The sequence below is a fragment of the Exiguobacterium sp. s192 genome, from assembly GCF_018618795.1.
In the GTDB taxonomy this organism is placed as follows: domain Bacteria; phylum Bacillota; class Bacilli; order Exiguobacteriales; family Exiguobacteriaceae; genus Exiguobacterium_A; species Exiguobacterium_A undae.
Genome location: NZ_JACSMS010000006.1, coordinates 138,584 through 163,234 on the forward strand (window position 1 = coordinate 138,584; position 24,651 = coordinate 163,234).

Here is a 24,651-nt window from a genome sequence, read left to right on the forward strand (position 1 = left end):
CGATGAAAGTTTTGGTAACAGGGTCAAAAGGTTTTGTCGGGAGAAACTTGATTGCACATTTAAGAGAAGATTCACGATTTGAAATATTAGAATACTCACGAAGTAATTCAGAAAATGAATTAGAAGTATTAGTAAAACAAGCAGATAAAATTGTTCATTTAGCTGGAGTAAATCGTCCGAAAACAGAAAATGAATTTAAAAGTGGGAATCAAGATTTGACGGCAAAACTTATACATTTTGCTAGTCAGTCGAATAAACATCCGCATATTTTTCTATCTTCTTCTTCTCAGGCTGAGCTAAACAATCCTTATGGAGAGAGTAAACTAGGAGCGGAGCAAGAAGTACTCAAATATCATGATCAGACAGGATCACGTATTACAATTTATCGTTTACCTAACCTTTTCGGTAAATGGAGTCGTCCTAATTACAACTCAGCAATTGCTACATTTTGCTACAATGTTGCGAATGATTTAGAAATTACCGTTACTGACCCTTCCATTAAGCTGAACTTAGCTTATATTGATGATGTAGTTGATAGTATAGTTACTAACTTATTATCTGATAACAACGGTGGAAATAACACGTATGCTACAGTACCAGTTACCTATAAAAAAACACTCGGAGAAATAGTAACGTTGATCCAAAGTTTTAAAAGCATGCGTGAATCTTTACTGTTGCCTAATTATCAAGATTTATTCGTTAAAAAACTATATACGACGTATTTATCTTATTTAAAAGAGGATGCATTCTCATATGATTTAACAAAACACGAAGATAATCGAGGCTGGTTAAGTGAGTTGATTAAATCGGATTATATGGGACAAATGTTTGTTTCAAAGACAAAGCCAGGTATTACACGAGGAAATCATTATCATCATACGAAGGTAGAAAAGTTTATCGTCATTAGTGGTGAGGCCATGATTCGATTTAGACATATTGAGAAATCTGAAGTAATCGAATATAAAATTGAAGGCAATGAAGCACGAGTTGTGGATATACCACCTGGTTATACACACTCGATTGAAAACATTGGTACGAGTGAAATGATTACACTGTTTTGGGTAAATGAACAGTTTGATACACATAAACCAGATACTTATATGAGTGAGGTCTTAAAATGAAAAAATTAAAAGTCATGACTATTGTTGGAACACGTCCAGAGATTATTCGCTTATCTGCAACAATTAAAAGATGTGATGAATTTTTTGAACAGATTCTAGTACATACAGGTCAGAATTGGGATTACACGTTGAACCAAGTTTTCTTTGAAGATTTAGAATTGAGACAACCAGACCATTTCTTGAATGTTGTAGGAAGCCACTTAGGTGAAACAATGGGGAACATCATTGAAAAATCATATGAAATTTTACTTAAGGAGCAGCCAGATGCTCTTCTTATTTTAGGTGATACAAACAGCTGCTTATCGGCAATTTCTGCTAAGCGTTTAAAGATTCCTGTATTTCATATGGAAGCTGGTAATCGTTGTTACGATCAAAATGTTCCAGAAGAAATCAACAGAAAGATTGTAGATCATACATCAGATATCAATTTGACTTATACAGAACATAGTAGAAGAAACTTAATTAGTGAAGGTATTAGGAAAGATCACATTATGGTAACAGGATCGCCTATGAATGAAGTACTAAAAGCTCAAAAAGACAAGATTAAAAATAGTAATATTTTGAGTGAGTTAAAATTAGAAAAAGATAATTATATCGTTTTATCTGCTCATAGAGAAGAAAATATAGACATAGAAAAGAATTTTAGTGAATTAATTGAGTCGATTAACTATATTGCAGATAGACTGAACAAAAAAATAGTATTCTCTGCTCATCCAAGAACATGGAATAAAATTGAAGAAAAAAACGTACAATTGCACAAAAATATAATGAAATTGAAACCATTTGGATTTAATGATTATAATGCATTGCAAAAAAACTCTTATTGTGTCCTTTCGGATAGTGGAACTCTATCTGAAGAATCATCAATTTTAAATTTTCCAGGAGTGTTAATACGTACATCTACTGAAAGACCCGAGGTCTTAGATAAAGGAACAATCGTCATAAGTGGACTTGAAAAAAATACTATAGAAAGTAGTATAAAAATCTCTCGGTTGGCAAGTAAGGACATCGATCTTGAGTTAATTCCTTTAAATTATCAAGATAGTAACGTTTCAATTAAAGTTGTAAAAATAATTCAAAGTTATACTTCTATAATTAATAGAGAGATTTGGAGAAAATATTAATGAAAATTGCTGTAGTTAGTACTGTTAACGTAAAACACATGACACTAATATCTAAATATACTAGTTTGTTTCAAAAAAACTCTATAAATTTTGATTTGATAAATATCGATAAATATGATGAAGAGGAAGATATAGGTCAGACTAATCAATATAAATATAAAATTTATATTGATAGAGAATGGAGTTTTTATAAAAAATTAAAAAAATATATTGGTTTTTATGGATTTTCAAAAAGAATAATAAAAGAAAATGAATATGACTATTTAGTGATATGGAATTCTTTTACTGCCGTAATATTGTTTCCTTTATTACTTAATAGAATGAGAAAAAAATATATATTGAATATAAGAGATTATGCCTTTGAAAAAAACAAAATAATTTATTTTCTTATGTCTAAGTTAGTTTCTAATTCTATTTTCACTACAATATCATCACGAGGATTCTTAAGTTTTCTGCCGAAAAGTAAAAAATATGTCATGATGCATAGCTTTAATGAGGATATATTGAGTAGAGATTTGGTGACGACCAAGAAAAGAACACCTAGTAAACCTATTAGAATTTGCTTTATAGGTAATGTCAGATTTTTTGAAAATGATAAAAAACTTTTAGAGGCTTTTAAGAATGATCAACGTTTTATACTTCAATTTTTTGGTCAAAACTCTGAAGTATTAGAGGACTACGCAATTCTTCATAATATTAAAAATGTTGAGTTTATTGGAAGGTTTGATCATAAGAAAACTAGAGAGCTGTTAAACAAAGCTGATGTTATCAATAATTTATATGGTTATAATAATATTGCATTAGATACAGCGATATCAATAAAGTTTTATTATGCATTGCATTTAAGTTTGCCTATTTTAGTTTACCCAAATACTTTTATAGCGAATGAAAGTGAAAAAATGGGTAATGGATATATAGTAAACGAAATTAATTTTGATTTACCGAATAAATTTTATAAGTGGTATATAGAGTTGAACCATAAACAGATGTCTTTAAATTGTAAAAAATCCCTCGAGATTATAAAAAAGGAAAATGAAGAATTCGAGAATAAATTAGAATTATTTCTTAAAGAAATAAATTGAAAAGTGGAGGGAAAAAGTGCTTAAACGAATGATCAAACTAATTTTTTATTCTTTTCCTATAGTGACTTTTCTCACAATAGTGATGCGTTCTAATAAATTATATTTTGGATATGAAAATCTTTGGATCTTACCTCTTTTTTATTCGTTGGTAAGTATATTCATTTATTATCCGATGCTAAAAAAAGTAAAATACCCAGTTACTACATTTGGGGTTATCTTAACAGAGTATTTAAGGTGTGTTATTTTACCATTGTTTATTAGTTTTTCTGAATCAGACCCGGGTATGCTTTATATAAATCCTGAGCCTGCTAACATTAATATAAGTATTATTTTAATGAGCTATGAATTAATAATAATTTCGATATTTTTATTTTTTATTACTGAAAAAACCAGTTATAAAAAATATTCTTTCGATAGCTTAAAGTTAAATAGATTAACCCTTAAAGGAAATAGATTAATTTATTTACTTATTTCTATGGTTGCTTTTGTACTTTTAGTAACAGTAGGAATTCCACAAAACTTGGTAAATATTTTATATATTAAAATCGATCAAGTTGGAGTAAGAAATGGTGATGAAGAAAATACTAATTTTATTTTAATAAGACAGTTTATACAAATTGGTTTGTTTTTAACTTTTTTACTATCTGTTTCTTACTTTAAAGAAAGATATAAGAAAGATATAAGAAAGATAAACTTTCTCATTCCAGTATTTTTTGCATTTTTAAACATTGCAATTATTATTGGAGAAAGAAGGTCAAATCAAGTATATATGTCATTTTTATGTGCATTAATATTAGTGTTGAGTTACCCCACATTAAGAAGAAAAATAATAACATACATATCTCTTTTTGGAGGTACTATATTAATTTTTATGAGTATATATAAATTCTCATATGCTTTCATTTATGGTAGTTATGGAGAAGCCATAAACAATTCAAATTATAGTGTTAATGAGATATCTAAATTATTACAAATATATTTTTTTGGTCCTGAAAATATAGCAGCAATACTAGACTTAAAACGAAATGTTCAAATTTCTTTTGATAATCTTATTTTTGATATTGGAAGGTCTACATTTGGTATCAGTTTTTTATTGAAATCTTCTGAATACACTTTAACTTCTGAAATTTTCAATACATTTATTTATGGAGAGAGTAGGGCAAGTGGGCAGGTGATATCTAGTATTGGATACTCTTTGATTTATTTTGGATTTGTATTTGCTCCATTATTTACAATCATAAATGTTTGGTTTTCTTTATTTATAGAAAAAAATCTTTATAAATCAGAATCATTTGAGTCGATTTATTTACTTGGATATATTTTAATTCGGATGTCTACCAATCTGTTTGTAAGTTCGATTCCATTAATAAGTTTTATAACTATGACTTTGGCGACTGTTGGTTTAGTTTTAATTACTTCACAGGTATTGTCAGTAAAAAGAAAGGGTTGAAATAAAATGGATGAAAATAGAATGAATGTATTTTTATTTCTTTCTTTTGGTATTATCGAAAATGATGGAAGATCTATTGAATTAATAGATTCGTTAAATAAGGTAGGAAAGACTATAGAAATTGGAATTACTAGAGATGAAAAAAAAGTGAATCATGATAAAAATAGTAAATATTTATTTATAGGTGATAAAAAGTATTTATCACCTATAAACTATATTAAATTCACATTTTTTTCTATATATATTTATTTTAAGTATAGAAAGGAGATTGATGTTTTATTTGTAGATAATTTTTTAAGTTCGATTCCAGCAATGATTTTAATTATGATTTTTCGACCTAAAGTGGTTATTCAAGATAGAAGAGAACTTTATTTTTCCAAAGAAGTGAAAAATAAAGCCGGAAAGATTATGTGTTATTTAGAGGAAAAAATATCTAAAAAAGCAAATTTAGTTATCGTTGCAAATAATTTTAGAGAAAAAATATTGGATGATTTTTTTGAGGGGAAAGTAAATTTATTTACTTATGAGAATATAAGATACTTACCAAAAAACGAGAAAAAATTTGATTATTATGAAAAAAAATATTTTGATATTTTTAAAGCGAACAGTAGAACAGTGATTAGTACTGGAGGAGCTTCTTTTCAACGTATGGTGGATAAATTAATAATTGATTTTGATAAAGTCAAAATACCAGTTAAGTTAATTTTGGTTGGAGGTGGGCCAAAAGATGATATTAATAAGTTAAAAAAAATAATAAATGAAGGACAAAAAAGTATGGATATCCATTTAATCGATAAAGTTTCCATGGATGAATTAAGGTTCTTGATAAAAAAAAGCGATGTTGGAATAGTTAATTACCATCAGAAAGACTTAAATAATTTATACTGTGCATCTGGGAAAATATACGAGTATTTAGAAGAGGGGAAGCCTATTATTACCACTGAAAATATTCCTCTTAAAGAATTTTGCGAAATACATGAGGTTGGAGTTGCTAATAATAATTTCAACGAAAGTATTGATTTGATTTTTAAAGAATATTCAAAGTTTCAAAAAAATGTTTATTTAAAAAAGAGTTCTTTTTCACCGATTATAAACAACGAGTATCTTGCGAATGAAGTTAGAAAATATGTATGATTTAGTAAAAAAAACCAAAATATTTTTTTTGAAATCTAATACGCTTAGGTCTATGTCTTCTTTAATGACTGGTTCGATAATAGCACAAATTATTATGGTAATAACTTCACCAGTTATCACAAGACTATTTAATCCGAATCAATTCGGATTCTATATATCTGTCATAACTGCAATTTCTATTTTTGGACCAATTATTTGTGGAAAATATGAAATGTCAATAATTACATCAAAAGATTCGATTGAGTTAAAATCCAATATAATTATTTCAGTTATTTTTACTTTAATTCTAAGTCTAATAATCGGTATTTTATACCCACTTTTTTTCATAAAAATAGATCAAACAAATTTTTTAAATAGTACGTTTTTATTACAAATAAGTATATTTATTTTGTTAATATTATATGGTTTGAATAATATCTTCACTTCTTTAAATAACAAATATAAAAAATACAGTATGATTTCTAACGTTACTATTACCAAATCACTTTTCCAAAATGTTACTTTAATTATCTTTGGTGTTTTACAAATTGGAGTAATTTCTTTTGTTTTTTCTCAAGTTATAAGTTCTTTAGCAGGATTGAGGAAGCTAACTAAAATTTATTTTCAAAATGGACTTAATAAAATAAAAATTACTAATAAAATAATTTATAAGTACTTTATTTTTGGAAAAGAACAACTGTTTTATAATGCACCGTCAGCATTGTTTAGTACGTTATCGCAAGCAAGTATAGTTATATTTTTAGGTTTTATGTACGATTCGAGTACTGTAGGTTGGTATGGATTATCTAACAGAATGCTAGGTTTACCATTTACATTAATTAGTGCAAATATAGCGAAAATTTATTTTGAAAAAGCGTCAGATCAATATAAAAAAACGAAAGAATTTAAAAAAATTTTTTTGAAAACACTCTTGTTTTTGTTCTTAATAACTGTTCCTTTAATGACAGTTATTTTCTTACTAAGTCCTTTACTTTTTTCTTATGGATTTGGAACTGCTTGGTATAGAGCTGGAGTATTTGTTCAATTAATGATTCCTATGTATTCTATGAAATTGATAGTTGATTCATTAACAACGTCATTCATAATTGTAGGCCAACAAAAAGTAGAATTTTTCATCCAACTATGTTCCATATTAATTCAATCTTTGGCTTACTTATATATTTGGAATCATAGTCTAACTGTAGATAGTGCATTGTTGGTTATCTCTTTAATAGCAATGATCAATTATCTAATATTATTATTCTTTATGTTAAAAATTGTGAAAAGAGAAGGGGTAAAATTGTGAAGAAAAAAGTAAATGTAATAGGCTTAGGCTACATTGGTCTACCAACAGCAGCGATTTTTGCTAAAAGTGGCTTTGACGTGGTTGGAGTGGATATAAACTTAGATATTGTAAACGAACTTAATAAAGGAAATATACACATTGAAGAACCAGGGTTAAATGAATTGATTATACAAGTTGTTCAAGAAAAAAGGTTTAAAGCATCTCTAGTACCCGAAGAGGCAGATGCTTTTATAATAGCTGTTCCAACACCAAATAATAACGATATTCACAAATCGTGTGATCTGACACATGTTATAGAAGCAACAAAAAAAGTTATTCCTTATCTACAAAAAGGAAACCTATTAATCGTAGAGTCGACTATTGAACCGAGAACGATGGAAGATTATATAACACCACTTTTAGAAAACGAAGGTTATAAAGTAGGGGAAGATATATATATCGTTCACTGTCCAGAAAGGGTTTTACCAGGGCAGATACTTAAAGAGTTAGTTACAAATAACAGAATTCTTGGTGGCGTTACTGATAAGTGTTCGCTCAAAGCAAAGGAGTTATATGAAACATTTGTAGAAGGCGAAATTATTTTGACAGATTCAAAAACTGCAGAAATGTCTAAGTTAATGGAAAATACATTTAGAGATGTAAACATTGCTTTATCTAATGAATTATCTAAAGTATGTAATGATCTAAATATTAATGTGCTAGACGTAATAAATATGGCTAACAAGCACCCTCGTGTTAATATTCATACACCTGGTCCGGGTGTCGGTGGTCATTGTTTAGCTGTTGATCCTTATTTCATTATTGCAAAGTCTCCTCAAAACACTTCTTTGATAAGTAATGCTCGTAAAATAAACAATTCTATGCCTCAATATGTAGTTGACAATGTCAAAAAAATAATTAGAGGACTCGAGGATCCGAAAATTACTGTTTTTGGAGTCACATATAAAGGCAACGTCGATGATACAAGAGAAAGTCCAGCTTTTGAAATAATTGATCTTCTAAAAGACGAAGGGTTTGATGTCTCAATTCATGACCCTCACGTTTCTTTAGAAAAACTTGAAACAAATACTTTAGATATTTATGATTCTGTCGAAGATTCTGATTTAATTTTAATATTAACAAATCATAATGAGTTTAAAGTTCTAGAGTTTGAAAAATTGTTTAACTTAATGAGAACACCACAAATCTTTGATACTGTGAACGTTACTGAAAAATATGATGGCGATGAAGGTGTTTTATATAACTATGGAAACGTATTTGAAAATGAATTATTTAATATCTCTAAAAAAATTGCATCTAATTAAGTAATACTAATAGATTGGTATAGAGCTTAGTAAACAATAAGGAGGAAATTTTTTGATTAAAATTATGACCGTTTTCGGAACTAGACCGGAGGCAATAAAAATGGCTCCACTAGTTTTAGAACTAAAAAAACATAAAGAAATTGAATCAATTGTGGTTGTCACAGCACAACATCGACAAATGCTAGACCAAGTTCTAGATCACTTTGAGATCATTCCTGACTTTGATTTAGATATAATGACTAAGAATCAAACACTTGTAAGCATTACGGCATTAGTTTTAGAGAAGATGAATGAAGTTATTTCTTCTGTAAAACCGGATATTGTATTAGTTCACGGAGATACTACTACAACGTTTGCTTCTTCTTTAGCAGCCTTTTACAATCAGGTTAAGGTGGGGCATGTAGAAGCTGGTCTTAGAACATATGATAAATATTCGCCGTATCCAGAAGAGATGAATCGACAATTAACAGGTGTGATGACTGATTTCCACTTTGCTCCTACCGAAACTTCTGCAAACTATTTAATTCAAGAAGGTAAAGATAAATCAACAGTCTATATTACCGGAAATACTGCTATTGATGCTCTAAAATCAACAGTTTCTGAAGACTATAATAATCCTTTATTGAGCTCTATAGTTCGACGTGAAAATCGATTGATTCTTCTTACTGCACATCGGAGAGAGAATTTAGGCGAGCCTATGAGAAATATTTTCAGAGCAGTAAAAAGATTACACGAAAAGTACGAAGATATAGAGTTTGTTTATCCTGTACATATGAATCCTATTGTACAAGAGTTAGCCCAAAGTGAGTTGTCTGGATTGAATAGAGTTCATTTGATTGATCCTTTAGAGGTATTTGATTTTCATAACTTTGCCTCAAAATCATACCTAATCTTAACTGATTCTGGTGGTGTGCAAGAAGAAGCTCCGTCTTTAGGAGTTCCGGTTCTTGTACTAAGAGATACTACAGAAAGACCGGAAGGAGTCGAAGCTGGTACTTTGAAGTTGGTAGGTACTAGTGAAGAACATATTTTTGATGCAACTGATTTGTTGTTATCTGATTCTTTGGAGCATCAAAAAATGTCCTTGGCAAATAACCCTTACGGAGATGGAACTTCAGCTCAAAAAATTGTAGAAATATTAAAAAGAGAACTAGTTTTATCTATTGATGAAATCAATGTCTGATTTTTAGAACAGTACCCTAAATCATTATTTTTTAGGGTACTGTTTTTTTAATATCTACTGTAGGAATAAGTTGGCCTAAGTTCTATAGATTATTTTTCTGCGGTTAAGAAGAGTTCGAAACGGGAAAATTTTAATAATTTCTAATAAGGAGGCTCTTCTCATGACTCACTATGACTATTTAGAGCGCTATCTTCTTACGCATTTTATTTACAGCAAACAGACTATTAAAGCTTATCGCAGTGATCTCCGACAAATGAAAAAGTTTAGTGTGGAATGGTCGGTCAAGTCGCTTCAAACATATTTTGATTCGTTGATTCAACAGTATAAACCAGCAACCGCGATGCGGCGATATCATGCGTTGATGGCACTCGGAAATGAACTGGTTCGGGCGAAACGTCTCAAAGCCAATCCCATGAAGCAAGTCCGTCCAATTGTTCACCAGCACGTCCAGCAACGTGAGTATCATCCACTTGAAGAAACGATTCAAACAATCCGTCAAATCACTCATCCAACATATCGTCTCTTCTTTGAACTCATCAGTCAAACGGGCCTCCGCTTCATGGAGGCCCGTTTGTTGTCGATCGAGGATATTCAGTTTGACGGATTAACGTTACTTGTACGACACGGGAAAGGGCGACGCTTACGGACTGTTCCGCTTGGGGAAAGACTCGCTCATAAGCTACAAGTATTTTTAGAGGGACGGACGACAGGACTTGTTTTTCGTTCCATTCGTGGTCAAGCAATTAATGAGCAGCAGGCTCGCGATACGTTACGCAAACAGTCACTCGCTGCACTAGGAAGATCGTTGCATCCGCATGACTTACGTGTGTCGTTTGCAACGTATCTCTATCAGAGCGGCAATTGCAAACTACTTGAGATTCAACGGTTACTTGGTCACAGCAGCTCCCGAACGACAGAAGGTTACATCCTCAGTCAAGAAACGAAGCTTCAGCACATCATCAATGCGTTGTCGGCGTGAGGCGGTTGATTGAAGAGCGGGCGACTTCTGACGACGGCAGGATATACTGTTGCGTCGTCTTGGCGTCACTATGACCAAGTAGACGCATGACGGTTAGTAAATCCGCTCGATGTTCCCGGTACAGTGTCGTTGCGAACGTCACTCGTAAATCGTGGGGGCGGAGTATCCGTTTGAGGATTTGTTGACTGGCGAGCCGAAGTTGTTTCCGGGTTTGATTCGGATCCAGCAAACGTCCGGTGTCGTTTTGAAATAAGAGTTCGTCGTTTGGCTGAACGTCAAGGTAGCGTGTTAGGACCATAATCAGCTCATCATGGAGTGGGACATAGCGTGTTTTCTGTCCTTTGCCGTGACGGACAAACAGTTGGCCTTCGGTCAGATCAAGATCAATCCGGCGTAATTGTCGGGCTTCATTAAACCGTAAACCCGTATGTAAGAGCAGGAAGTAGAAGGCATAGATCGTTTCGTCTTTTATCAATTCGATGACACGTCGGGCATCGGTGTAGCTGAAAATGGTCCGGTGTTTCGGGATTGGACGGGGGGGCTTTTTGATCTGGGATAAGGGATTTTTGACGAGTGACCGTTCAGTGACGAGTGTGTCGAAGAGTGTCGCAAGCGCGTTGATTCGCCGGGAGACAGTTGTCGGGGCGTAGGTTTGTTTTAACAACGTGATGTAGCGACGCATGGAAGGGATGTCGATCGTTTCGGCGTTGGTACAGAAGTGGCGGACGTCGGCGCGATAGGCTTTTTTCGTCAGAGGACTGTAACTCGGAGATTGTTCGATGATTGTCAGTAACCGTTCCAAGTAAAACGTCATCATAGGAGAATGTCCTGAACCTTTCGTTTGAGTTCTGATTTGAGGGAACGGAGCCGGGCGGGAGAGTAGCCGAGGGTGTCCTCATTGCCATGAAGAAGAGCTTGCAGGATAGCGAATTCTTTCCGCGATAGTTCCTGTTTCAGTTGATCAAGTAAGTAGGTGAACGAAACTTGCTGCTGGCGGGGGAGTTCCGGTAACGTTTCGACGGCGACTTCACCGGCCATTGTCCGGTTGCGGGTCGCCAAGTAATCAAGCATCGCCCCTTTCGCACGAATCCGGGCGAAGGTGACCGTCATGACCTTGCCTTCTTCGATTGACTTCCAGAGTCGGAGTAGTGCGGCTTGGCGGCATTCATCCTGTTCATTCGGGTGAATCGAGAGACGGGAGAGAAGAGAGTTGACGAGAGGCATCCATTGTTTTAACGATTCATTCATTAATGAGTAATCCAATCTGAGATATGCATATCTATGTATTCCGCGGTAGTTTCAGTATAAGTAGAGTTATCCTCCGTCTTCAAATCATCTTTTTTGAATCATGCCAACGGTTTTCTAAACTTTCCAATTGCCGACTGCCGTCATTTCTTCGACTGAACACGAAAAATCACTTGAAAAACCGCCTGTTTCCGCTACTCAATTCAGGATAACTCTACTTATCCGAGTCGGTGTTCGAAAGAAAATTATTTTTTTGTTTTAGGAATAGGTCATTCGTAGGGGAAATCGTTCTAAATATTTATCTCTTTCTACCCGATTTGAATTCGAAAATAAATTCTATAATAAAGAAAGTAATTAAACTGCATGATTTTTTAAAAATGAATTGGTCTTTTTCAATAAAAATCCACTTTTTATTTGAGTGAATATTCAGATAAATTGAATTGGCAAAATATTACGTTATTATAAGGGTGTTAACAACACACCGGTGATCGGCCGATGACCTACTCTAATTAAAAGGTGGTCATTCAACATGTTCAAGTTTAAAACAATCGCAGCAGGAGCCCTTGCGCTAGGTCTTCTCGCCTCTAACTCAACGGCATTCGCTTATTCAAGTTCTGGTCAAACGTTTACAAAGTCATGGGAAAAAAGTTCAACAGGTACAAACTGGGCAATCAACTACGGTTTCAACGACTTGTTCATCAATGAAGACTACACTCACACTAAGCACATGACACGTGTGCATACGGCACAAGTTGTGAATGGGAACGGCACACATTCAGACAGCGACAAAGCTGGCAATTGGGCTGGCATTGAAGTAACACATAAAGGAAGTACGATTTATTATTACATCAAGTAAGTGAAAAAGTGGGGGAATGAACGTGAAGCAATTAAAAGTGTTGATGGTGACGTTGATTCTCGCGACGAGTCTGTTCATCATCGGTGAAAGCCGGATGCTGACACTGGAAGGATTCGCTGAGCCGTTTGATACGACGACCCTGTACCAGAATCCGAAAAAGTCGGAAAAACAGATGATTGCTGATATCTATGCCGCAGCCGAGCGAAATCAGGTGGAGGTCTTTACCTATGAAGAGACGCCGAATGGCAGTTTCTCGAACACAAAGACGATCTACGGCACGGCAGGTGTCGAGAAACGCCTTGCGAATCAGCAGATTCGAAGCGGTACATACGACAGTGTTTTCCTTGGTGACATCACCTTCACGTTCAAACCTTTACGCGAGCATCCGCGTCTTGCCTATACACCAAACTTTTACGGGATCGGATCTTCCGATGCCGTAAAAGCATTTAAGATGGACTTGATTGATACATATGCGGGGAATCACCCGCAACTGGGTTATAACGAACAGGCCGAGCGGAATCGTATCCTCGGCATCTGGTCGCTCGTCGTCATCATCACCGTCTTGATGACATTTTATGAACTATCGATGAACCGTAAGGAGCTGTTGGTTCGTTTATCCATGGGAGAACGGTTGTCGTTGATGATTGGGAAGTCGATCGCCTTCGATTCCGTAATTGTGCTTGGCGTTTTCGCTCTCAGCTTCGGTCTGTTGCGTCAGGTCACGCCGCTTGACCCTTATTTGCCGTTCCTGTTGCTGTTAGTGCTTGTCTTACTGGTCTGTAATGGACTCGTCTATCTGCTGATCGGTCGCTTGCAGATTAAAGAAGCGTTTGCCAACAGTTATCGTTCGCGGACACTTCTGTCGATGACCTATGGATTGAAGTTCATCACGGCGTTGCTGACGATCTTGATGTTATCGAGCAGTATCACAGTGATTACGGAAGCCGTCGCGCTTTATCAGCAACGGGACTTTTTTGAAACGAAACAGACCTATGACTATACGTATATCGGTCACAAGGTCACCTCTCCAAAGTATTCGGAAGAGAAGAGTCCCGCACTGTCGGAACAGATTCAGACCGAACTGTACCGACGCTATCAAACTGATTTCTCAGGGACACTCGTGACACCACTGGCGAACTTTTCGACGCGTGATCAGACAGCCTTGGTTTTGAACCGGCAAGCGTTCGAAGAGATTGCAGAGCAACTTCCGGAAGCAACAGACGTTTTCGCAAATAAGCTGACGATCATTGCACCGGAGCAAGCGACACCACCAAGTAAAGAAGAGCTCGACCATACCCTGCAGTCGTTTGGATTAAGCCCATTCATCGAACAGCAGTATGAGACGATCCGCTATACGACACCACTCGAACTGACGGCGATTGATCAAAACCTCGTGAACGGCAGCCTGCTCGTCGACGAACCGATGCTGATCGTCTTGAATGATGATGCGAAGACCCGGATGAAACTGAACCAAATGTCCTCTGTTTTGTTGAGTGACATCATGTACGACGTCGATTCACCGACGTTTGATCGTTTCGTTGAGGAACAGGCGATGACGGATGAACTGGTCATCCGGACGAATGTTTGGGATAAGTACATCGGTGTCTGGGAAGCGGCCAAACGGTTAATGAACATGAATTTGGTTTTTGCCGCACTGATCATCAGTCTGGAACTGTTGATCATCGTGACTGTCTTGAAACTCGAGTACCAAGTCAATGCGCTCGAGTTATCCGTCAAAAAAGTCATCGGCTACAGCATCTGGCAAAAAAATCGACGTTTGGTCCTCTATACACTTGGCATCACGTCGTTCAGCACGGTGACCGTGACGCTTGTAGCGTACGTCTTTGCAATCGGTCATCCCTTGTGGTTGCTGAGCGGAGGTGGTCTGTTGGTCGTACTCGAAGGCATAGTGTTAGTCGGACTGATTCGTAAGATCGAACGGGCAAACATCCAACGGATCCTAAAGGGGGGAAATGTATGATTCAGATTCAAGGCGTGTCCAAAACATTTGAAGGCAAAAGCTTGTTTGAAAATTTGTCGTTACAGATTGAGGCCGGCGATTTCGTCATCTTTTCCGGACCGAGCGGATGCGGGAAAACGACGTTGTTAAACATGGTGGGAGCCTTGGAACCGCTTGATGCGGGGCAGATTCTTGTCGATGGACAGGACATCACGAAAAAACGGAATCAACTGGACTACTTCCGGACGAAGATTGGCTTTCTGTTTCAAAACTTTGCCTTGGTCGACCATAAGACAGTCCGACAAAATTTGGAGATCGTCCAAAAACGCTACCGCGCTGGCCGAACGATTGAAGAGGTCTTGTCAGCTGTCGGTCTTGAAGAGAAGATCGATAAAAAAGTCTACATGCTGTCCGGGGGCGAACAACAGCGGGTCGCACTGGCCCGACTGATGCTGAAGAAATGTGACATCATTCTCGCTGATGAACCAACCGGCTCACTCGATCAAGCGAACGCTGAACGGGTCATGACGATTTTGCAGGAGTTGAATGCAAGCGGCAAGACCGTCATTCTCGTCACGCACGATGAAGCAATCAAAAAACAGGGGAACAGGTTGGTGGAACTCGTATGAATCGAAAGAAAAAAGGTTGGCGCATTGCGCTCGGTTTAGTGGCCGGCTTCCTGCTGCTGAATCTTGTCTGGTACGGGGTGACGACGGTTCAGTACAAACCGTTTTTAGCAGCAGTTCCGGAACACGTTACAGGTGTTCATGCCATGACGAAGGATGGTCTATCGTATAATGTCAAAACACCTGATTACTTATCGTATGTCGGAAACTTAGCAGTTTCGGACGATGAAGCAGGTATTTGGCTTATCATTTGGCCGACCTTGTTCGGAGATGACGAATACGGTGTACGAATCCAAGAAAAGCAAACCGGATATGAATTGATGGTGAACGATCAATTGAAACTGCTCGAACCGGACGTGGAATTACAAGCGATTCTGGATCGGAATAAACCGAAGATCACGCGTCTCGTAGAACAAGCGAAGACCGTATTTCCACTTGATTGAATAGTGAACTGCATAGCAATGGTAAATTCTCTTCGGAAGTAAACAGTTTTTTCAGCTGTTTACTTCCGAAGAGAATTTTTTTGTATTCAAAATTAGTATTCTGTTAGTAAAAAGCGATAGGGGATTAATAAATATGGATTCTCATACGATACGAAAAATTATCGAACTTGAAATCGATTTGTTTGCATCTTTCTAAAAAGAAACAAGTATTGCGCAAAGTGTATTACGTGTCTATGGTCATATAAAAAAAACGATAGATAGTCGCGTTGGATTCATGATGAATTAGAGCGAGTTAAAAATATGAAAACAATTAAATGTTTAAAAATTACTTTTATTAGATACATAAATTTTGAAATGGTATTTATTATAAAAATATAGGAAATATAATTAAAATCACATATAGTAAATATGAGCCGATTTTTATTTGAAATTAAAGGAGAAAAACAACTAAATGAAAAGAATTTTAGCTATTTTTTTACTGACGATCATTGCTACGTGTCTTCATGTGACTACTGGTTATGCTGAAGAACACCCATCCATTCTTCCGTTCAAAATGGAGTCTAAAATAATTGAGGGGAATGCCAGAGCGGGTGAACAGTTGTATGTGTATGCTAAAGGTGAATTTCATCTGATTAAGGTAGATAATCAAGGGAAATTTAAATTAGAACTGTCTGAAAAAGTTGGTGAATCGAACGTTATTTTATATCTTAAAGATAAGTGGGGATATGACAGTCAAGAAGTCATGTATCAAGCAATTGATCTGACTGCACCTCCAGAAGTACGGACAAAAAATACCGTTACATTTATTGGACTGACTGCGAATAATGAGTTCTATCTAACAACTACTCCTGGTACGGTAATTTATGCAACATATGAGGGGAAGGTATATTCGGGTCAAGATAAAATATTCATTCCTAGAGGAAACACAACTCAAATCAAGGCTTATGCAAAAGGTCAAGATGGAGTAAAAGGAGAAACTGTAACGTTACTTACTACCTCAAACGCAGAAATTAAAATAGAGACGTATGATTACCATACAAATTTATTAAAAGGTCATGCATGGCCATATGCTGTTCTTGAGTTTCGTAATGGAGCGGAATACATGACTTCAATCGAGGCCGATCAGAATGGAAACTTCGAATTTTCTTGGTCACCATCCGTGGAAGTGATTCAGCAAGAAAATACAATTTCAGTTGAAGGCTTAGGTTTACCAGTTTCCATCAACAGCCAGAAATCGATTGAGCCATTTACGCCTTCTAAAGCAACTCCGTTTTATATGTTTATGGATGTAGATAGGTCATTAGTGGGAGTTACGTTCCCGAATGTGCAAGTTCAAATTGATGGAGTGACATGCACAATAAGTGATAACGCCGGGTATTTTGCATGTACTCTTCCTGAGAAAAATGAACCGGTTCGGGATGTTTCCTTTCGGTTAAATGGAGAAGTGGTTGGTTCTACGTTTGTTGAATCGGAAGCACGCTTAGAAGAATTTCCTCTTAAATTGGATCAACCAGTGACATCAGAACATCCAGTGTTCTCCGGAACTACGCTCCCGAATCGAACATTTAAATTAGAGTACGGATGGGGTGGCTTAGAAATCAAATCAAATGAAAACGGAAAGTTTTTTGTTAATCTTCCGCGGAAATATAGAGGGAATCTCTCTCTATCGATTGTTTCGTCAAACAAAAAGCTAGTTTTCTTAAAGACATGGATGATTGAAGATGCACGTCCACTACTTAAACCGGATATGAAAATCATTAACGAAGATCTTGTTTTAACAAATCATATGCCTGGTTTTTCAAAACTATACGGTGAAATTGTGCTAGAACATGCAAACGGTGAAATCGATATTGAAAAGATAACATTTGATAATACCTATTCATTCACTGAAACTTCTACAGCGATTGTTAAAAATATTCAAGAGGGTGATCGTTATAGTCTAAGGATTTTTACAAATACAGATGACAGAGAAGTAAAAATTGAAGGACTTCTTCATCCAGTAAAAAAAGCAATAATTGATTCGTTTGAGTCAACTGATAAAGTTTTAACTGGAACAGTAGAACCTAATAGTACCGTTGAATTGGAAGCATGGGTCATCGGTCGTGGTTGGAAAAATCAATTATCTTTCAAAGGCGTAGCTAACTCAGAAGGCAAAGTAGTCTTAAAAAGTACCGGTCTAACTGATGGCACTATTATAGACATGTCTATTCCTGTTAGAATAACCATTTCTAGAAAAAATTCGTTAGATAGAAATAGCTATAATCAGATGTTCATCGACGAATCACCAGCAGATCTTACTGTGAGCCCCATAAAGAATACGGATTATTATGTTGGGATGAAAGCAAACGATAGTCTACAAAAAATAGAGATTGAGTATTATAAAAATCAGACATTGGTAAATACTTCTGAAAAAGAAGCTTATGGGGCAGCCTATGTAACGATTTCTTACGATGAGCCGGGGAATGGCGGAGAAAGAATGTTCATAAAGGATGGAATTACTCATATTTTAGTTCGTGCAACTAATTCATCAGGATTAGTATCTGATTGGAAGGAAGTAAAAGTACTAAGTACCAAAATCCCTACGCTAACATCTAATGAAATATATTATGGTGATCGAACGGTTGAGGTGACAACTAATCCAAATACCATTGTCCAAATGAAATCTGATAAGGAAACAAGTACTGCTAAGGCTGACGCAAAAGGCAAAGCGATCATCAAATTAAAGTATCCGATTACAGTTCGAGACAATCAAGTGATGTTTATTGTCAGGAGCGAGGCTGGAAATGAAGGGTATATATATAAACGACCGATTGGATATCCCGTTGAAGATATTCAAATAAACGAGACTAAAGATAAAATGTGGTTTGTGACCAAAGATAAGCGTTTAAAAATTAAGAACTATGAATTAAAAATCAATGGTCAAAAAGTAGAGTTGCAGACCACTAGCTCAAATCCACGTTCTGTTTTAAAACTTCCTAAAGCATTAAAAATGCCGGTTACTGTCGAACTGACGTTAAAGAATTCTAATAAGACGACAAAGTCTTACTACAAAAAAACAATAAAGACAGTCTACCAAAATAAGAAAGTGTCTAACGTCATTACTGCTACGAAAGATCGAATGATTCAAGGTGTCGCTCAACCCTATCACGAGATTGAATTCATAGATCAAGATAAAATGAATCTCACCAGCGTGATATTGTATGAAAATCCAAAGTTCAAAGTAAAATCCAACCGTCCTTTACGTATCGGACAACTCCTTACAATGGTTTCGAAAAATCCATTTGGTCAAAAAATCATTACACAAGTAAAAATTAAAGATGATGTTGCACCAAACGTACCAACAGTTTCAAAGGTTACTACATCTTCTAAATACGTGACGGGTAAAACGGAAAAAAATGCACGTGTTTCAATAACGTATAAGAAAAAAGTCTATACAACGATTGCTGATTCAAAAGGAGTTTATCGTCTAAAAATCCAATCATGGAGATATAAAGAAAAAGTAGAGATTTATGCAAAAGATGCTGCCGGTAATAAATCACAAACTATTAGTACAACGGTACAACGGTAAAAAATGAATATGTGAACTATAACCGAATTTAACTAGAAGAAGATGCAGGCTGGACCTGCATCTTCTTTTTGTAACGCTTGGATGGGATCGTCTAAGACGGGAAGCTTTCTGTAAAGGAAAGAGGTAAGATTCTTTCGTGTTTCGGAGCTAATAGAGCAACTTACCAAGATATGACTTGATGGGAAGCTGAGGAGCTTCCACGCAGGTTTCAATCTCCTTGATAGTTTGGCGCATCGATGGAATACCGAATAAGTATTGGAGAAGTGCCCTCTTGCTTAATAAAATAGGATCGATTCTGGGTCTTCGGTTATTTTCACAATACAGTTTCTCTAATAAAGGGATAGATGAATTCAAAACTCATTACCTAATCCACTTTTCGAACGAGATGATTTTCTGGGACCAATTGTTCCAATATGATGGTCTCTTTTTTCTCACCCCCAAAAATCCTCTTCTTTCAAATACCTATGATTGGTTTATGCCTGAAAGTGGGAAAGAAAAAGCGTTTGTTCGCTCAAAATTACTTCCTAGGGAAAATAAGCAGGAGTGACCTAGTAGTGAAGCGATTCTTGTATCCCAAAAAAGGTTCGAAACAAATAAAAAATGCATATTTTCGATAAAGTAGAAAGCGAGTATTTTTTCTTCAATTCAATATTGTTTGTATTTAGTTTACAAATAATATTTTTTTACTAAAATAGGTAAATGAGATAAAAGATACCTTAAAATAAATCAGTATGCATTCAAGAAAAGGAGAAACTAACTTAAAAATAACTTTATTGAGTCGTTCACCTAGAATCTAATTGGATTAATTTAAATACTAGATAATTATTTGTAGAAAATAGGAGGGAAATATGAAAAAAATATTATTTTTACTATTTGTATTATATCTATTTGTTGGAGATTTTGATGGTAAGAGTGTTGTCGCTTCAGCAAGTACAGACGTATCAGGAATTATTCGGGAAGATACCGTCTGGACCAAAGAAAATGCACCCTATAACCTTGTAGGGGATATTCAAATTGCAAATGGAATAACTCTAAAGATTGAACCCGGGACAGTGATTAATGGGAACAATAGAAAAATCTATGACTTAGGAATTTTAGAAGCAGTAGGAGATTCAAATTCTAGAATAAAGATTAACAACACGCATATCGTGCCGGCTAACCAGGATTACTCTAAGAAATGTTTAATTCATCTTGAATATACAGATATCGTTTCAGGAGCTTTGTATGGACCTGATGCTAGCGCGGGTTATGGAAGCTTGATTTTAAAAGATTCTAGAGTAATCAATTTATCAGGATATATGTACATTTGGTATCCCACAAGCAATGTATATATCGAACGAAACGTGTTTATTAATTCTCGTAAAATTAGTGTCGGTACGTCTGGCAATACAAAAGTTTATATTCGAAACAATGTTTTTTATAACTCTTTGGATCATGCAATAGAGAATTGGGCGAGTTACAATTCGTCCGAAACGATTGTGGAATATAATTCTTTTTTAGGATTTGGAAAGAAATTAGTATTGCCTAATGGATATAGCAATGCAAAAATGACTGCTGTTAATAACTACTGGGGAACAGTAGATGAGGCATCGATCGGACAAATGATATTAGATAAAAACGATGATTTGAGAGCGAGTTCAGTAATAGAATTTAAGCCTTATTTATCAGAACCAGATTCTAATACACCGACGATCGATGTTACAGCACCTGAAAAGCCAAGAGTGAATGAGATTACGGAAAAGAGTTCATTTATAACCGGTACAGCGGAAGAACGTTCTACTGTTAGTTTCTTTTTACAATTAAACAATCAAAATTATAGTTTAGGAAAGATAACAGCAGATGACTACGGCAATTTTAAATTCCCAATAAATCCTTTAGCCCCTAATAGTGTGATTTCGGTGGTGGCTGCAGATGATTGGTCTAACAGCAGTGAAAGTACTTATGTGACAGTGAAGGACGTTACTGCACCGGTATTAAGTGGGGTTACGGATACCACCATTGAAGCGGGACAATCGTTTGATCCGAAGCGGAATGTTACAGCAATGGACAAGGTAGATGGAGATGTCACAAATTCCATTGCAATTACAGGAGCAGTAAACACTAATAAAGTTGGAGTTTACAGTCTGATATACAGTGTAAAAGATCGTTCTGGAAATGAGAGCAAACTGCTTCGCCGTATTACAGTTAAAGATACAATTAAACCTGTTATTTCAAGCATTAACGAGATAACCGATCAATCAACTGAAGCCTCTGGATATACAGAACCGTATATTAACGTCGAAATTTTTGACGCTGCGGGTATGCTTCTTGGTAAACGTCAGTCTGGCATAAATGGATACTTCAGTATTCCAATTAACCGTCTGAAAACCAATCAGCTCGTTTACTTACGTGCTACTGATCAAGCTGGTAATATTGGAGATAAAGTAGCGACCGTTGTATTTGATCGAACCGCACCAACTATTACAAACGTTGAAGAAGTAGGAGACTATTCAATGGAAGTTAGAGGAGATGCAGAGATTGGAGCGACGATTGAGTTGTATAACTCGTCAAATTCTTTAATTGGCAAAACAAGAGTTAATGAGTCTGGAAAATTTATTATCCCGATTAGTCAACAAGTAAAGGGAACACTATTGTATTTAACGGCTCTAGATGACTCGAACAACCGCAGTGAGCGCAGACTTATTGAAGTTTTGGATCGAACGGCTCCTTTTCTAGGTGACCTCACAGAAATTAGTGACCATTCGACTCATATGGCTGGTCGTACAGAGCCAAACAGTTTTGTTAAGTTAACAGATAATACAAATCAAATCATTGCTGAGGGCTACGCTGATCGTTCAGGTAACTTTACTCTGCTGTTTGATAAACCTAGAGTGGGTATTATCTTAAATTTATCTTCTACTGACGCGGCAGGAAACGTAAGCGAGATAGTAAAGATTGAAGTTCTTGATCGAACTGTCCCAGTCATTACAGCAGTCAACGAAGTATCTGATCAATCGACTACTGTTTCTGGAATAACGGAAGCGGGAGTTACACTTCTCATCGAGAAGAATGGGGAGGAAATCGCTCGAGGAGAAGCGGATGAGAAAGGTAATTTTAATCTCGTTATCGCAAAACAAATCGCAAATGAACGTCTCACTCTTACGGCAATCGATGGTTCAAATAATGAGAGTGAACGAAAAGTAGTTACAGTCATTGATAAAACAGCACCGGAAGCTCCACAAGTTGACGAAATATCTGACGGGTCTATTATGATTACTGGTCAGACTGAGGCGAATGTTACTGTCATTATCATGAGTGGTAGAACTGAAAAGTGGCGCACGGTTACTGGTGAAGGCGGAAGATTTAGTGTGGAAATCGAGCAACTAAACGCGGATACTACACTCGAATTTACTGCTGTGGACGAGTCCGGAAACATCAGTTCTATTACGGAAGTTATAGTCAAAGACCGGACAGCACCTGCTCAACCGGACGTTGATGAAGTATCAGACCGTTCGACAATAGTTACGGGAATGACTGAGAAAAACGCGAAGGTCATTCTTCGAAAGAATGAAGAAGAACTGGTGCGGACGACAGCAGATGCTACGGGTCAATTCAAGTTGACGGTATTGAAGCAAACGGCCGGAACAGAACTTTCACTTATCGTTCAGGATGAATCGGGTAATACGAGTACACCACTCAGCATTTTCGTCATTGATAAAACGGCGCCTGTCCAACCGACCATCGAGCCGATGACGAATCTTCTCGATATCGTCCAAGGAAAAGCCGAAGCTGGCAGCACGGTCACGGTTAAAAACGAATCGGTATTACTGGGACAAGCGATAGCAGAAGAAGATGGTATGTATTCCGTCTTCATCGGTAAACAAAGAGCAGATACAGTATTGATTGTCACAAGCATGGATCATGCAGGGAATATTAGTCAGGAAGTCGAGACGAAAGTGCTCGACCGGAAAGCTCCTGTTGCTCCAATCGTAGAAGAAGTAACGGATCAGTCGACTCTTATTAAAGGATTTGCTGAAGGAAGATCTGTGGTTACAGTAAAAGTAGGGACCACGGAACTGGCGAAAGGAACTGCGGATGAAGACGACGCATTTACACTTGTTATTCCGAAGCAACAAGCAGGAACACTGCTGACCATCATCAGTACGGATGTGGCAGGAAATATCAGTCCAGCTGTCTCGATGCTTGTAGCCGATAAAACGGCACCGACCCTTCAGGTTAATCAGATCACCAATCGTTCGGTTCTCATCACAGGAATCACTGAGTCGAAAGCGAAAGTGCAACTGACGTATGCTACTAAAACAATGGAAGCAACAGCAGATGCAACCGGTAAGTTCAGCTTTACGATTACAGCACCGAAAACCAATGAAGAGTTTAGCTTTACAGCATCAGATAGCCCGGGAAATAAAAGTGATGTCCTGAAAATGAAAGTGACCGATGCGACGTTGCCTGTTCTTCAAGGTGCGACGGATGTCACGATCGAGGCAGGAACACTCTTCGATACAAAACGCAATGTTACGGCAACGGATGAGACGGACGGGGACCTCACAAAGTCGATCCTGATTGCCGGGGCAGTTGACAGCAAGAAACCAGGTCTTTACAGTCTGACGTACAGCGTAAAAGACCGGGCAGGTAACGAAGCGAAGATGATTCGCCGTGTAACCGTTAAAGATACGATCAAACCGGTCCTGGTAGGTGTGAATAACCAGTCGATCAATCTGAACAGTACGTTTGATCCGAAAAAAGGCATTACGGCAAAAGATAACATCGACGGGGACGTAACGAAGACTATTCAAGTGTCGGGCAGTGTCAATCTGAAGAAAATCGGCACGTACACGTTGACTTACAAAGTCGCGGACCGTTCAGGTAACACGACGACCTTGATTCGTAAAATCACGGTTAAAGATAACGTCAAACCGGTCATTACAGGAGCGAAGTCGAAAACGATTAAATATAAGTCGTCCTTCAATCCGATGACAGGCGTCACCGCAAAAGATAATGTCGACGGTTCATTGACGAAATCAATCAAAGTTACTGGCAGCGTCAATACAAAACGTAAAGGTGTTTATACACTGACATACACTGTAAAAGACAAAGCAGGGAACAGTGCGAATGTGAAAGTTAACATTACCGTGAAATGAAGCATGAATAAAAAGATGATTTGGATCAGTGCATCTAAATCATCTTTTTATATGTATTAAATTTAGTATCTGTCTCAAAAAAATATCAATGATTTGAGATCCGAGAACCACCTTACATTTACAATATGTACATTCTAAAAGTACTGGAGGAAA

General features: G+C 36.4%; 18 protein-coding genes. 15 read left to right on the forward strand and 3 right to left on the reverse strand.

Going from position 1 to position 24,651, the window contains the following annotated elements:
• Window positions 1–2: 2 nt before the first annotated feature.
• From KNP87_RS11465 to KNP87_RS11505, 9 genes are all read left to right on the forward strand, one after another.
• Window positions 3–1,121, forward strand: coding sequence for a polysaccharide biosynthesis C-terminal domain-containing protein (locus tag KNP87_RS11465; RefSeq protein WP_214721739.1), 1,119 nt, complete (start codon window positions 3–5; stop codon window positions 1,119–1,121).
• Complete coding sequence (wecB, locus tag KNP87_RS11470; protein WP_214721740.1) at window positions 1,118–2,245, forward strand: non-hydrolyzing UDP-N-acetylglucosamine 2-epimerase; 1,128 nt, start codon at window positions 1,118–1,120, stop codon at window positions 2,243–2,245. The genes KNP87_RS11465 and wecB (KNP87_RS11470) overlap by 4 nt, the downstream gene beginning before the upstream one ends.
• Window positions 2,245–3,327 (forward strand): glycosyltransferase family protein, encoded by a 1,083-nt coding sequence (locus tag KNP87_RS11475; protein ID WP_214721741.1) that lies wholly within the window; start codon window positions 2,245–2,247, stop codon window positions 3,325–3,327. The genes wecB (KNP87_RS11470) and KNP87_RS11475 overlap by 1 nt, the downstream gene beginning before the upstream one ends.
• A gap of 172 nt (window positions 3,328–3,499) precedes the next feature.
• Window positions 3,500–4,777, forward strand: coding sequence for a hypothetical protein (locus KNP87_RS11480; RefSeq protein WP_214721742.1), 1,278 nt, complete (start codon window positions 3,500–3,502; stop codon window positions 4,775–4,777).
• Window positions 4,778–4,783: 6 nt separating this feature from the next.
• Window positions 4,784–5,911 carry a glycosyltransferase family protein gene (locus tag KNP87_RS11485; protein WP_214721743.1) on the forward strand — a complete coding sequence of 376 codons (1,128 nt, stop codon included), beginning with the start codon at window positions 4,784–4,786 and terminating at the stop codon, window positions 5,909–5,911.
• Entirely contained in the window at window positions 5,889–7,196 is a 1,308-nt protein-coding gene (locus tag KNP87_RS11490; RefSeq protein WP_214721744.1) for a lipopolysaccharide biosynthesis protein, read from the forward strand. Before KNP87_RS11485 ends, KNP87_RS11490 begins: the two co-directional genes overlap by 23 nt.
• A complete protein-coding gene (locus KNP87_RS11495) occupies window positions 7,193–8,500 on the forward strand; it encodes a nucleotide sugar dehydrogenase (RefSeq protein WP_214721745.1) in 1,308 nt (435 codons plus the stop codon). The genes KNP87_RS11490 and KNP87_RS11495 overlap by 4 nt, the downstream gene beginning before the upstream one ends.
• 64 nt (window positions 8,501–8,564) lie before the next feature.
• The gene (gene wecB / locus KNP87_RS11500) at window positions 8,565–9,683 is read left to right on the forward strand and encodes a non-hydrolyzing UDP-N-acetylglucosamine 2-epimerase (RefSeq protein ID WP_214721790.1); all 1,119 of its coding nucleotides are present in this window, start codon (window positions 8,565–8,567) and stop codon (window positions 9,681–9,683) included.
• Window positions 9,684–9,936: 253 nt separating this feature from the next.
• Complete coding sequence (locus KNP87_RS11505) at window positions 9,937–10,662, forward strand: tyrosine-type recombinase/integrase (protein WP_251135562.1); 726 nt, start codon at window positions 9,937–9,939, stop codon at window positions 10,660–10,662.
• On the opposite strand, the gene KNP87_RS11510 is transcribed toward KNP87_RS11505, so the two are convergent.
• Window positions 10,643–11,479, reverse strand: a complete 837-nt coding sequence (locus tag KNP87_RS11510) for a tyrosine-type recombinase/integrase (RefSeq protein ID WP_214721747.1) — start codon at window positions 11,477–11,479, stop codon at window positions 10,643–10,645. The genes KNP87_RS11505 and KNP87_RS11510 overlap by 20 nt on opposite strands.
• On the reverse strand, window positions 11,476–11,910 hold the full coding sequence (locus tag KNP87_RS11515) for a sigma factor (protein WP_214721748.1): 435 nt from the start codon (window positions 11,908–11,910) through the stop codon (window positions 11,476–11,478). The genes KNP87_RS11510 and KNP87_RS11515 overlap by 4 nt, the downstream gene beginning before the upstream one ends.
• Window positions 11,911–12,436: 526 nt before the next feature.
• Between KNP87_RS11515 and KNP87_RS11520 the strand changes: the two genes are divergently transcribed.
• From KNP87_RS11520 to KNP87_RS11540, 5 genes are all read left to right on the forward strand, one after another.
• Entirely contained in the window at window positions 12,437–12,763 is a 327-nt protein-coding gene (locus KNP87_RS11520) for a mediterrocin family bacteriocin (RefSeq protein ID WP_214721749.1), read from the forward strand.
• A 22-nt stretch (window positions 12,764–12,785) separates the two neighbouring features.
• Window positions 12,786–14,744, forward strand: a complete 1,959-nt coding sequence (locus KNP87_RS11525; protein ID WP_214721750.1) for a hypothetical protein — start codon at window positions 12,786–12,788, stop codon at window positions 14,742–14,744.
• Window positions 14,741–15,352, forward strand: a complete 612-nt coding sequence (locus KNP87_RS11530; RefSeq protein WP_214721751.1) for an ABC transporter ATP-binding protein — start codon at window positions 14,741–14,743, stop codon at window positions 15,350–15,352. Before KNP87_RS11525 ends, KNP87_RS11530 begins: the two co-directional genes overlap by 4 nt.
• Entirely contained in the window at window positions 15,349–15,792 is a 444-nt protein-coding gene (locus KNP87_RS11535; protein ID WP_214721752.1) for a hypothetical protein, read from the forward strand. Before KNP87_RS11530 ends, KNP87_RS11535 begins: the two co-directional genes overlap by 4 nt.
• Window positions 15,793–16,243: 451 nt before the next feature.
• Complete coding sequence (locus tag KNP87_RS11540; RefSeq protein WP_214721753.1) at window positions 16,244–19,360, forward strand: Ig-like domain-containing protein; 3,117 nt, start codon at window positions 16,244–16,246, stop codon at window positions 19,358–19,360.
• Between the two features lie 147 nt (window positions 19,361–19,507).
• On the opposite strand, the gene KNP87_RS17380 is transcribed toward KNP87_RS11540, so the two are convergent.
• The gene (locus tag KNP87_RS17380; RefSeq protein ID WP_214721754.1) at window positions 19,508–19,714 is read right to left on the reverse strand and encodes a transposase; all 207 of its coding nucleotides are present in this window, start codon (window positions 19,712–19,714) and stop codon (window positions 19,508–19,510) included.
• Window positions 19,715–20,208: 494 nt separating this feature from the next.
• On the opposite strand from KNP87_RS17380, the gene KNP87_RS11550 reads away from it, so the two are divergent.
• Window positions 20,209–24,498, forward strand: a complete 4,290-nt coding sequence (locus tag KNP87_RS11550) for an Ig-like domain-containing protein (RefSeq protein WP_214721755.1) — start codon at window positions 20,209–20,211, stop codon at window positions 24,496–24,498.
• The last annotated feature ends 153 nt before the right edge of the window (window positions 24,499–24,651 follow it).

What these genes read in the sequence shown, in the direction of transcription:
- KNP87_RS11535 (WP_214721752.1), top strand. Translation starts at nt 15,349, where the DNA reads ATGAATCGAAAGAAAAAAGGTTGGCGCATTGCGCTCGGTTTAGTGGCC.
- KNP87_RS11540 (WP_214721753.1), top strand. Translation starts at nt 16,244, where the DNA reads ATGAAAAGAATTTTAGCTATTTTTTTACTGACGATCATTGCTACGTGT.
- KNP87_RS11510 (WP_214721747.1), bottom strand. Translation starts at nt 11,479, where the DNA reads ATGATGACGTTTTACTTGGAACGGTTACTGACAATCATCGAACAATCT.
- KNP87_RS11465 (WP_214721739.1), top strand. Translation starts at nt 3, where the DNA reads ATGAAAGTTTTGGTAACAGGGTCAAAAGGTTTTGTCGGGAGAAACTTG.
- KNP87_RS11485 (WP_214721743.1), top strand. Translation starts at nt 4,784, where the DNA reads ATGGATGAAAATAGAATGAATGTATTTTTATTTCTTTCTTTTGGTATT.
- KNP87_RS11550 (WP_214721755.1), top strand. Translation starts at nt 20,209, where the DNA reads ATGAAAAAAATATTATTTTTACTATTTGTATTATATCTATTTGTTGGA.
- KNP87_RS11515 (WP_214721748.1), bottom strand. Translation starts at nt 11,910, where the DNA reads ATGAATGAATCGTTAAAACAATGGATGCCTCTCGTCAACTCTCTTCTC.
- KNP87_RS11480 (WP_214721742.1), top strand. Translation starts at nt 3,500, where the DNA reads ATGCTAAAAAAAGTAAAATACCCAGTTACTACATTTGGGGTTATCTTA.
- KNP87_RS11520 (WP_214721749.1), top strand. Translation starts at nt 12,437, where the DNA reads ATGTTCAAGTTTAAAACAATCGCAGCAGGAGCCCTTGCGCTAGGTCTT.
- KNP87_RS11475 (WP_214721741.1), top strand. Translation starts at nt 2,245, where the DNA reads ATGAAAATTGCTGTAGTTAGTACTGTTAACGTAAAACACATGACACTA.
- KNP87_RS11505 (WP_251135562.1), top strand. Translation starts at nt 9,937, where the DNA reads ATGAAAAAGTTTAGTGTGGAATGGTCGGTCAAGTCGCTTCAAACATAT.
- KNP87_RS11530 (WP_214721751.1), top strand. Translation starts at nt 14,741, where the DNA reads ATGATTCAGATTCAAGGCGTGTCCAAAACATTTGAAGGCAAAAGCTTG.
- wecB (WP_214721790.1), top strand. Translation starts at nt 8,565, where the DNA reads ATGACCGTTTTCGGAACTAGACCGGAGGCAATAAAAATGGCTCCACTA.
- wecB (WP_214721740.1), top strand. Translation starts at nt 1,118, where the DNA reads ATGAAAAAATTAAAAGTCATGACTATTGTTGGAACACGTCCAGAGATT.
- KNP87_RS11490 (WP_214721744.1), top strand. Translation starts at nt 5,889, where the DNA reads ATGAAGTTAGAAAATATGTATGATTTAGTAAAAAAAACCAAAATATTT.